This is a genomic window from Methanothrix sp. (assembly GCA_029907715.1).
Classification (GTDB): Archaea; Halobacteriota; Methanosarcinia; order Methanotrichales; family Methanotrichaceae; genus Methanothrix_B.
This window is the reverse complement of the sequence record JARYLI010000017.1, coordinates 25,120-35,467: the sequence shown is the minus strand read 5'-3', so window position 1 is coordinate 35,467 and position 10,348 is coordinate 25,120. Positions and strand designations below refer to the sequence as shown.

7 protein-coding genes, 1 pseudogene and 1 CRISPR repeat array are annotated in these 10,348 nt (G+C 51.6%); of the genes and pseudogenes, 5 read left to right on the top strand and 3 right to left on the bottom strand.

Annotated features, from left to right (window positions below; all coding sequences use genetic code 11):
* Positions 1-100: 100 nt before the first annotated feature.
* A CRISPR array of direct repeats spans positions 101-3,418; the repeat unit is 37 nt; unit sequence CTTTCAGTTCCCTTTTCATCGGGATTCGCCTTGCAAC.
* 489 nt (positions 3,419-3,907) lie between these two features.
* The 3 genes and pseudogenes from QHG98_08695 to QHG98_08685 form a co-directional block, all read right to left on the bottom strand.
* A complete protein-coding gene (locus QHG98_08695) occupies positions 3,908-4,180 on the bottom strand; it encodes a hypothetical protein (protein ID MDH7597793.1) in 273 nt (90 codons plus the stop codon).
* A 548-nt stretch (positions 4,181-4,728) separates the two neighbouring features.
* Positions 4,729-5,301 carry a restriction endonuclease gene (locus QHG98_08690; GenBank protein ID MDH7597792.1) on the bottom strand — a complete coding sequence of 191 codons (573 nt, stop codon included), beginning with the start codon at positions 5,299-5,301 and terminating at the stop codon, positions 4,729-4,731.
* 54 nt (positions 5,302-5,355) lie between these two features.
* A pseudogene (locus tag QHG98_08685) lies at positions 5,356-5,589 on the bottom strand (winged helix-turn-helix domain-containing protein).
* 481 nt (positions 5,590-6,070) lie between these two features.
* On the opposite strand from QHG98_08685, the gene QHG98_08680 reads away from it, so the two are divergent.
* The 5 genes from QHG98_08680 to QHG98_08660 all read left to right on the top strand — a co-directional run bounded on the left by QHG98_08680 (position 6,071) and on the right by QHG98_08660 (position 10,305).
* The gene (locus tag QHG98_08680; protein MDH7597791.1) at positions 6,071-6,358 is read left to right on the top strand and encodes a hypothetical protein; all 288 of its coding nucleotides are present in this window, start codon (positions 6,071-6,073) and stop codon (positions 6,356-6,358) included.
* Between the two features lie 9 nt (positions 6,359-6,367).
* A complete protein-coding gene (locus QHG98_08675; protein MDH7597790.1) occupies positions 6,368-6,589 on the top strand; it encodes a hypothetical protein in 222 nt (73 codons plus the stop codon).
* A 209-nt stretch (positions 6,590-6,798) separates the two neighbouring features.
* Entirely contained in the window at positions 6,799-7,806 is a 1,008-nt protein-coding gene (locus tag QHG98_08670) for an ABC transporter permease (GenBank protein ID MDH7597789.1), read from the top strand.
* Complete coding sequence (locus QHG98_08665) at positions 7,796-8,629, top strand: ABC transporter permease (protein MDH7597788.1); 834 nt, start codon at positions 7,796-7,798, stop codon at positions 8,627-8,629. Before QHG98_08670 ends, QHG98_08665 begins: the two co-directional genes overlap by 11 nt.
* Complete coding sequence (locus QHG98_08660) at positions 8,629-10,305, top strand: ABC transporter ATP-binding protein (GenBank protein ID MDH7597787.1); 1,677 nt, start codon at positions 8,629-8,631, stop codon at positions 10,303-10,305. The genes QHG98_08665 and QHG98_08660 overlap by 1 nt, the downstream gene beginning before the upstream one ends.
* The last annotated feature ends 43 nt before the right edge of the window (positions 10,306-10,348 follow it).

Here is a 10,348-nt window from a genome sequence, read left to right as displayed (position 1 = left end):
TACTATCCGGAACTCATGGTGTATAATAGTTCCTGTAGTCGATACTATAGGAACTTATAGTGTGGGTAGGGGTTACTTTTGGTAAAATCGGATTGTGTGAGTTTCAGTTCCCTTTTCCTTGGGATTCGTTTTGCAGCTTTAATCGGGTGAAATTCATAAATTTTCCCCGATAAGTATCTTTCAGTTCCCTTTTCATCGGGATTCGCCTTGCAACAGGTGTGCAGAGGAGACGAGGGGAACCAGTGTATGACTTTCAGTTCCCTTTTCATCGGGATTCGCCTTGCAACGCGGAGCGGGTGCCAGTCTCAGTGTATACGAAAGTGCTTTCAGTTCCCTTTTCATCGGGATTCGCCTTGCAACACAAAATACTGGACACTGAGAAGTGCGTCCAGGTATCTTTCAGTTCCCTTTTCATCGGGATTCGCCTTGCAACTGAAGAAATCGCCGTACGTGCTCGTTGTAAATTCAATCGACTTTCAGTTCCCTTTTCATCGGGATTCGCCTTGCAACCCGTAAATCATAACGATCGGGCCATCTTTGCTGTTTCCCTTTCAGTTCCCTTTTCATCGGGATTCGCCTTGCAACGCAAATATACAGCAAATTCGACATTTGAAGAATTGCCTTTCAGTTCCCTTTTCATCGGGATTCGCCTTGCAACTTGTGAATGACCTGCTGGATGATTACGGGTGGCAAGGCTTTCAGTTCCCTTTTCATCGGGATTCGCCTTGCAACAAGGTGAAGGAGGCGATGCGGTCGCAGATTCACACAACTTTCAGTTCCCTTTTCATCGGGATTCGCCTTGCAACTTCAGAAAGCGACCGATGTATGTGAAGGGTACGCCACTTTCAGTTCCCTTTTCATCGGGATTCGCCTTGCAACTTTGGATTTCGCGGCAGTCTATCAAACCAAGGGACCAAGCTTTCAGTTCCCTTTTCATCGGGATTCGCCTTGCAACTCTGTTCGTATACACTCATCGGCTCTCCGGTAATACCTTTCAGTTCCCTTTTCATCGGGATTCGCCTTGCAACCTTTCCAGGACACCCGCAGAAACAACCGCCCAAAAATTCGCTTTCAGTTCCCTTTTCATCGGGATTCGCCTTGCAACAAATGGAGAGCTCGTCGAGCGCGCAAGCGTTTCCGCTGCTTTCAGTTCCCTTTTCATCGGGATTCGCCTTGCAACTTTGGATTTCGCGGCAGTCTATCAAACCAAGGGACCAAGCTTTCAGTTCCCTTTTCATCGGGATTCGCCTTGCAACTCTGTTCGTATACACTCATCGGCTCTCCGGTAATACCTTTCAGTTCCCTTTTCATCGGGATTCGCCTTGCAACCTTTCCAGGACACCCGCAGAAACAACCGCCCAAAAATTCGCTTTCAGTTCCCTTTTCATCGGGATTCGCCTTGCAACGCCTTCTCGGTTGAGCGAGAAATGCAGGATATCATTCTTTCAGTTCCCTTTTCATCGGGATTCGCCTTGCAACTATCAACAACTTCCCTCAGATTCGCGGGAAGTTCATCGTACTTTCAGTTCCCTTTTCATCGGGATTCGCCTTGCAACTATCGAGGTTATGATCTGTCCGATCTGTCTAAAATGAATTCTTTCAGTTCCCTTTTCATCGGGATTCGCCTTGCAACGGAGTGCATGGGACCGCGCTAGATATCGCGCTAAAAGCCTTTCAGTTCCCTTTTCATCGGGATTCGCCTTGCAACCAACAGACGTTAGAATCTGGATCACCGCGCCAGACGAACTTTCAGTTCCCTTTTCATCGGGATTCGCCTTGCAACGTCCGGTCCAAGACGTACACAATTGATGGCACGTTCAGCTTTCAGTTCCCTTTTCATCGGGATTCGCCTTGCAACCCGTGGAAGGGAATCGGGAATCACAGCGAAGATCACTTTCAGTTCCCTTTTCATCGGGATTCGCCTTGCAACACAATTTTCGCATCTACGTACAGGGTGCCGACGTCCCCATCGCTTTCAGTTCCCTTTTCATCGGGATTCGCCTTGCAACCGGTGTACCGCCCGTCTTTGCGACGGGCGATTTCGTACACTTTCAGTTCCCTTTTCATCGGGATTCGCCTTGCAACCAATATTGCGCCGGGCGGGCTGAGTGACGACGCGACTTTCAGTTCCCTTTTCATCGGGATTCGCCTTGCAACTCAGTGACATAAGACTTGATCTTGGAGCGGGTAAGCCGGTTGTCTTTCAGTTCCCTTTTCATCGGGATTCGCCTTGCAACTCATTGAGAAGATGATACAGAGGATGGAGGACAGAACTTTCAGTTCCCTTTTCATCGGGATTCGCCTTGCAACACCAGCCTGCCCTTGCTGTCGCGCGACGCGCGTAAGCTTTCAGTTCCCTTTTCATCGGGATTCGCCTTGCAACCCTGATCTTTTCGAGTGTGTCCTTCATAACACGGAGCGCTTTCAGTTCCCTTTTCATCGGGATTCGCCTTGCAACGCAAGACAGCTTTTATCATCCGGACAGGCTGCTGTTGTTCTTTCAGTTCCCTTTTCATCGGGATTCGCCTTGCAACTATGGCCCGATTTTGTGGGGGTTAACATGAATCACATCTTTCAGTTCCCTTTTCATCGGGATTCGCCTTGCAACGATATCGCGCTAAAAGCTGGTGCGATAAGAAGGCACACTTTCAGTTCCCTTTTCATCGGGATTCGCCTTGCAACTAAATGGTATCGCTCGAATCGATTCAAAACGAATACCTTTCAGTTCCCTTTTCATCGGGATTCGCCTTGCAACCTGGACTATGATTTCTTTATCGAAAATTGTAAATATTCTTTCAGTTCCCTTTTCATCGGGATTCGCCTTGCAACTCAGTTCAGCATTTGATAAGCTTCGAAATTATGATCTTTCAGTTCCCTTTTCATCGGGATTCGCCTTGCAACCAGAGTGTGCTGGACGACTATCAGATCTCTGTAACGCCTTTCAGTTCCCTTTTCATCGGGATTCGCCTTGCAACTGATGAAGGAGCGAGGCGAGGATCTGGGGATGAGCTCTTTCAGTTCCCTTTTCATCGGGATTCGCCTTGCAACCCGCTTGATCTCCGCATCCTTCAGAGCGCAAACATTGCCTTTCAGTTCCCTTTTCATCGGGATTCGCCTTGCAACCCGTATGATATAAAAACAGTGTGCGATGCGATACAGCTTTCAGTTCCCTTTTCATCGGGATTCGCCTTGCAACTCAAGTTAGCGGAAGTACTGGACGAAGTGCCACCAACTTTCAGTTCCCTTTTCATCGGGATTCGCCTTGCAACTGTGCCTCAGGACGAGATAATCAGTTTTTTCGAAGCGCTTTCAGTTCCCTTTTCATCGGGATTCGCCTTGCAACAAAGCGCGCACATATTTTGGATCGAACGCACATATTTTCTTTCAGTTCCCTTTTCATCGGGATTCGCCTTGCAACAGCCCATATGAGGGGTCTATTTTACATAAATCTTTTGCCGGACAGGTCTGAATTGTGGTGGATTTTCGCCAGGTACCAGGATGTAAGCAGGTATATAAACTCTGGCGAAGACCTTAAACCATCTTATTTGGTGAGTCCTGGATCAGAACATCCTCGAACGGTGAAAGACGATCACTCAGACTCCTGCCAGGTTCCTGGGCAAGGTATTCCATCGCTCTGACAACACACGCATCTGAATCGATCGTAGCATCTGCTTCTGTAGAATCGCTGCTTATCGCTTGAACAGTACCACATCCAGCTCGCAGCGCCGCTAACTGCTCGCTTCGCCCCGCTCATTAAAAGTGAAGCGGGGCTGCGCTCGCAGCCTCTGGCGGCTTGCCTCCCGCTCCTGCCTCTGCCTCACCCTTCACGGTCGCCACGCTCTCCTTCTCGCCTCCGCCTTCTTTGATTCTATTTCAGTCATATGTCCTCTCCTCTTATCATAATGTTTTAAAGCTCGATGCCCAGGGCCTGAGCCTTCATCTTCCTGGCCTTCTCGAGCGCCCTCTCCTTCGTGATCTTGTTACAGCTCCCGAGATAGACAGTGCGGATCTTCGAGCCCTCTCTCCACGAGGTTATCCACCGCCAGTAGGTCTTCTTGCCCTTCAGGAGGGCCACATTCCGCACGCTCAGATCTTCGAGCCGAGCCCGCTTCTCCAGGAGCTCTGCCCTTGCTCGGTACTCCGCCGCGGTCTGAAGCCTCAACCGCACCGCAGGCTCCATCTTATCGATCTTCTACAGGATCGCCGCCTACCGCTCGAACCTCTCAGCCTCGGCTTTTAGCTGCCTCGCCCTGCGCCTTGATGGGGTCAAGTTCACCAGACCACGCTCCAGCCAGTGTTAGTATCATATTATATAAAAAATCGGCTAATGTGATACTATCAACTTTCAGTGAGCAGCGGCACTAAAATTTTTACAAATATTTATAAAAAATTCACCATGGATACCATATTTTGCCGTACTACACAAAACTCGGGTGTATAACAGTTCCTGTAGGAGATGTTAGTATTTGCTCAATATCGTGAGCGTACTTGAGTTACTTATCAAGTGAAGCCGCTATCATCGGGCATAGTCATCCAGAAATACTCCCCGAGGGCAATTTACCTCAACGTATTGAGCATGTTCATGATCTGAACAGATTTCAGCTTTTTCTGAAATTTAGCATTTACTCGAACTTCTGTTCATGGGCTCAGATCATTGAATCCACATCCCTCAGCAGCCTGTTTGAAATTGAAATTTTTGCTAACGCTCAGACGCAGCAGACTTCAATTTTACTCCTCGAAGTAGTCGTGGTCTATCTTCTTGATATGAAGTGATCTTACCGTATTCACTCCTACATCGTTATCGATCATCAGCTCGACCAGCGTCTCGCCATCGATGAGCACGATCCTGCTGTCGATGTACTTCACGTAATCATGAGCCTCGTCAGAGAATCGCCCTGTGGTTATGAATATGCCCTTGCGCGCATGCCTCCCCTGGAGCGCTCCAGCGAACTTCTGGATCTCAGGACGCCCGACCACCCCATCCCAGCGCTTGGCCTGGATGTAAACAGAATCCAGGCCGAGACGATCCTCCTTTATCACACCGTCTATCCCACCATCGCCCGTTCGACCGATCGCCTGGCCTGCATCCTGGCGCGTGCCGCCGTATCCCATCTTCACAAGAACGTCTATCACCAGCCTCTCAAAGAACTCCGGCGAGCACTGCTTCATCATGCTGAGGAGATCCGCAGCAAGGCTCTCACGCAGCTGTTTGTATGCATCCTCCAGCAGCTCCTCAGGGCTGTATGCTGATACATCGCATAATTCAGCATTACCCTCATGATCAGGATCATTTGCTTTCATAAGATGACGTATAAATTTATGATCAATCTTCGTCGGGTTACTCTTCAAGAGCTCGATACCCTTCTGAGTTATGCGAAAATGTTTCGGCTTAGGGTATTCGAGGAGACCTCCCTGTTTAAGGGCTGCTCGTGCACAGACCACTTGATTATTGAAAATGATCAACTTCCCAGATGGATACCGTTTCTTGCGCTCTTCATCCGTCAGGTTGAATCTCTCTGCCATTGCATCTATAGCTTCCTGGAACGAGTGTACCTTCTGGTCTGCTGCAAACTGCAGCAGTGGAAGCATTATCGTTTCGTAGTCAGGAATGCTCATTGTCTACCATCTCCTGGTAAATTGTAACATTCAGCCCCGCGGTGCTCATTACCACCAGAGCCCCTGAATAGATCCAGCAGAACGGATATCATCTCACATCTCCCTCTTATTGCCCCACGCCCGTTTGATGAGATTCCCTCCTCGTCAAGATAGCCGGCCTCGCGCATGAGCCGGCGCTCAATGTCCCTTCTGTCGCTCCTCCTCCATCAGCCGCTTGATCGCGAACTCGATCGCATGGGATCGGCTGGCGAAGATCTTCTCATCGATTTTGTGATCTATCCATTGGATGAATTCTGGATCGATTGTGATAGCAATACGCGGTTTTGTATTTTTATCTTCACGCATAATACCAGATGGTTGCTGATAGTATTTAATAGTTGTTAGGTGGTATATGTACATTTAAATATGATTAGTGAATACTATATGTTCAATGATAGATTAAGGTGGAGCTCAAATGAATCCTACAGTCGAAATCTCGATGCGTGAGACCAAGAAGTACGGCATCAGGAGGACGATCTTTTCCATCTGGGACACCGAGAACAGATCGATCACCGAAGTAGAGTACAACCACAGGTCCAGAGCCCGGAGCTGCCCTAAGTGCAAGTCTGAGAGCTGCGAGCACATCCTCCAGGCGAGGGTCTGGTGGAGCATGGAGCAGGAGGCCATCTGGCGGCGCATGGATGCGATGTATCCTGCGGAGCCGGTGAGGCCGCGCGTCAGGTTCGCACCATGCCTGGACTGAGGTGATGGGGTGCTGAAGGCGGTTATCGATGCAGAAACCCTGCGGGGTGCGATCGAGGCCGCATCCCCACTGGTCACGGAGGCCAGGCTCACTATATCCGACAGGGGGCTAGAGCTCAGGGCGATCGATCCCGCCAGCGTTGCGATGGTCTCGCTCTCAGGATCGACGCCTCCGCGCTCGAGTCCTTCCAGGCACCCCCTGGAGAGATCAGAGTCGATCGGATGCGCCTGAGCGATCTGCTGAGCACAGCTGACAGGGGTGAGCACGGTGAGGCTTGAGCTTCTGGAGGATGTTTTCACAATAAAATTAATAAATCATGTAACTCATTTCATACATGTAATATAAAGCATATACCATATCAATTATGGTAATAATAAGTTTAAATGAAATATTAATCATAGAATTGAGTCATATCAGGTGAATATAGCTTGGCCATTAATATGCCCATCCTGCTAAGAAGGTATGATGAAGTCATCAAGATGGATATAATCCGGCTATCAAACTACGCCATATCCTTTCTCCTCATACTCATCCTCAACTTTGTGCTTCCCAGAATGATGCCGGGCGATCCGCTGCATGCCATATATGGGGAAGAGGCGCTGATAGCAATGACCCCGGGGATGGAAGCAGAGATAATAAAGAGATTCGCCCTCGACCAGCCATGGCATGCACAGCTGATCACATACATAACAGCACTGCTCAGAGGTGATCTCGGGTACTCTTACTACTACAGAACCGGAGTATCAGAGGTGATACTGGGATTCCTCCCCTGGACGCTTCTCCTCACAGGTCTTGCTTTCGTCATCTCCTCATGCATCGGAGTGATTCTGGGCATAGAGTCCGGCTACAGGAGGGGCTCAAAGCTGGATGGTTGCATGCTTTCAGGAATGATGTTTCTGGGAGGCATGCCCGACTTCTTCATTGGAATTGTTCTTCTACTGCTCTTCGGTGTGACTCTCGAGTGGGCCCCTCTGGGAGGGGCAGTGAGTCCATACGCCGGGCATGAGGGAATTGATCTGGTTCTGGATATAGCGCACCATCTCGTTCTCCCTCTGATCTCTCTTGTGCTTGTTCAGATCGCACCCACATACCTGCTCACAAGAAATGCCATGCTCAGCACGCTCAGGGCGAGGTTCATAATGACAGCGAAGGCCACTGGTTTGAGGGATGGGGCAATAAGATACAGGCACGCCGGCCGGAACTCGCTCCTGCCTGTCGTGACTGCGATGGGAATGCGCGTGCCGAACATGATAACAGGAACACTCTTCCTGGAGATAGTCTTCTCGTACCCCGGCGTGGGGACGCTGCTCAACACCGCGCTCAATGCCCGGGACTACCCGCTCATACAGGGCGTGCTGCTCATCGTGACTCTAACAGTCCTGACGACAAACTTTCTGGTGGATATGACATACGTCCGTCTGGATCCGAGGGTGAGATATGCACGTTGATCTCTGGAGGGAGATGAGATCCAGCCCGGCTGGAATTTTCGGGATGGTAATAGTGGCGATCATCGCAGGCCTTGCAGTATCCGCTCCTCTCATAGCTCCATCATACAGGGAGATCGGTCCGGTCTTCAGCCCGCCGTCGGGAGAGCATCTGCTCGGCACAGACGATCTCGGCCAGGATATAGCAGCAAAGCTGATCCACGGAGCGAGAACGTCGCTGATGATCGCGGTGGGCGTGGCTCTTCTCTCGGCGCTGATCAGCGTGGTCATCGGGGGCAGCGCAGCGATGCTTGGCGGCACATATGACAAGGTCTGCATGAGGGCAGTGGATGCTGTAATATCTCTGCCATCAGTGGTCGTGATGATACTTGTGGCAGCTTACCTCCGCCCAAGTCTTGGACTGCTGATAATCCTGATTTCCCTCTTCAGCTGGCCGGGAGGGGCGAGGATCGTGAGATCGCAGACGCTCTCCCTCCAGGAAAGGCTGCATGTCGTGGCGGCCCGAGCATTCGGGGCATCCAGGAGATACATTCTCCTGAGACACATCGTCCCGGACCTGGGGCCGATCCTCGTGGCCATAATGATACAGGATGCCAGGCGCGCCGTTCTCATGGAGGCGGGACTGGCGTTTCTTGGTGTCTCAGATCCGATGATGGTGAGCTGGGGCAGGATGATGAAGCAGGCGATGTCCTTCACATATCTGGATGTGTGGAAGTGGTGGTTGATTCCAGCGGGAGTTCTGCTTTCGTTAACGCTTGTCGGTTTGAGCCTGATCGCCGCATCTCTCGAGAGGGCGATGGATCCGAGGCTGCAGGAGGATGCCTGATGCTTCAGATATCTGGACTGAGAGCGAGGTATGGAGAGCATGAGGTTCTGAGAGGTATAGATCTCATGCTTGAGAAGGGAGATTCTCTGGCGGTCGTCGGAGAGTCCGGGGCGGGCAAGACAACGCTGGGCCTGTCGATAATGCGGCTCGCTGGCACCAGGCTCGAGGGTGAGATTGTCTTCGATGGAACGAATCTCCTGGAGCTCTCAGATGAGGAGATGAGGCGTCTGCGCGGATACAGGATGGCAATGGTCTTCCAGAACGTTGAGGATGCGCTCGATCCGGTTTACACCGCAGAGGAGCAGGTCTGCGAGGCGATAGCAGCTCACAACAAATGGAGCAGAACACGCATAAGGGAGAGAGCACGCGCACTGCTCACTGCAGTGGGCCTCGACGAGATGCGTTACCGGCTGTATCCTCATCAGATGAGCGGTGGGGAGAGGCAGCGGGTTCTCATCGCAATGGCGCTCGCCAACGATCCTGACCTTCTGATCTTAGATGAGCCGACAGCCTCGCTGGACGCTCTCACAAAGGCTGATATCGTGGAGCTTCTCAGATCCGCAACCTCAGATCGCATTTCTATAATAATCACACACGACATATCGCTGGCATCGGCTCTATCCAAAAGAATGGCCGTGCTCTACTCAGGCATGATCATGGAGATGGGCAGGACTGCCGATCTGATCAGAGAGCCCAGACATCCGTACACAAGAGGTCTCATGAGATCCTTTCCAAGCATGAACACAACAAAGGACCTCCAGGGGATACCTGGGAGGTCAATCACCGGGATCGGCGGGTGTCCATTCCACCCGCGCTGCACACAGAGGATAGAGATCTGTGAGAGGGAGGCGCCAAAGCTGGCAGGATCGAACGGGAGGATGATCGCATGCCACAGGGGCGGCATAGTTCCGCTGCTGGAGATCAGGGATGTGTGCAAGTTTTTCAGCGGCTTTCCCGCGGTATCACATGTCAGCCTCACGCTGTACGAGGGCGAGACGCTCGCGCTTGTGGGAGAGAGCGGATCCGGAAAGACAACGCTTGCGAAGATCATCATGGGTCTCATCGAGCCAGATTCAGGAGAGGTACTCCTTGAGGGGGAGAGGGCGAGATGGGACGCCGGATTTTACAGGCGGGTCCAGATGATATTCCAGAACCCGAAGGAGTCGATAAGCCACAGGCTGAATGTGCTTCAGGCTGTGAGGGAGCCTCTGGACGTGCAGAGTATAGGAAGCGATGAGGAGAGGGTCGCGAGCGCGATGGGTGCTCTGGAGAGCGCCGAGCTCTCCACAGATCCTGAGTTTCTCAGAAAATACCCGCATCAGCTCAGCGGCGGAGAGGCTCAGCGTGTCGCAATCGCGCGGGCTCTGGTCATGCATCCAAAGCTGCTCATCGCGGATGAGCCCACATCAGCGCTGGATCCGAGCGTCCAGGCGAAGATCCTGCGGCTGCTCATGGATCTGCAGGAGCGTATGGGTCTATCGATTCTTTTCATAACCCACGATATAGCCCTGGCGAGAAAGGTGAGCGACAGGATCGCGGTCATGCTCAGGGGGAGCATCGTTGAGGAGGGGCCGTCGGGCGAGGTTATCAGAGAGCCTGCGCATCGGTACACCGCATCGCTAGTAAGATGCGCAGCCATGAGCTCTGTGATGGAAGAACGTGCTGTAGAGCAGTAGCTCTCAGATCGGCTGTAAAATCTGCAGGGCAGGATGCATGAGC

Coding starts and splice junctions, on each gene's coding strand:
- QHG98_08660 (MDH7597787.1), top strand. CDS start 8,629: ATGCTTCAGATATCTGGACTGAGAGCGAGGTATGGAGAGCATGAGGTT.
- QHG98_08695 (MDH7597793.1), bottom strand. CDS start 4,180: ATGGAGCCTGCGGTGCGGTTGAGGCTTCAGACCGCGGCGGAGTACCGA.
- QHG98_08680 (MDH7597791.1), top strand. CDS start 6,071: ATGAATCCTACAGTCGAAATCTCGATGCGTGAGACCAAGAAGTACGGC.
- QHG98_08670 (MDH7597789.1), top strand. CDS start 6,799: ATGCCCATCCTGCTAAGAAGGTATGATGAAGTCATCAAGATGGATATA.
- QHG98_08690 (MDH7597792.1), bottom strand. CDS start 5,301: ATGAAAGCAAATGATCCTGATCATGAGGGTAATGCTGAATTATGCGAT.
- QHG98_08665 (MDH7597788.1), top strand. CDS start 7,796: ATGCACGTTGATCTCTGGAGGGAGATGAGATCCAGCCCGGCTGGAATT.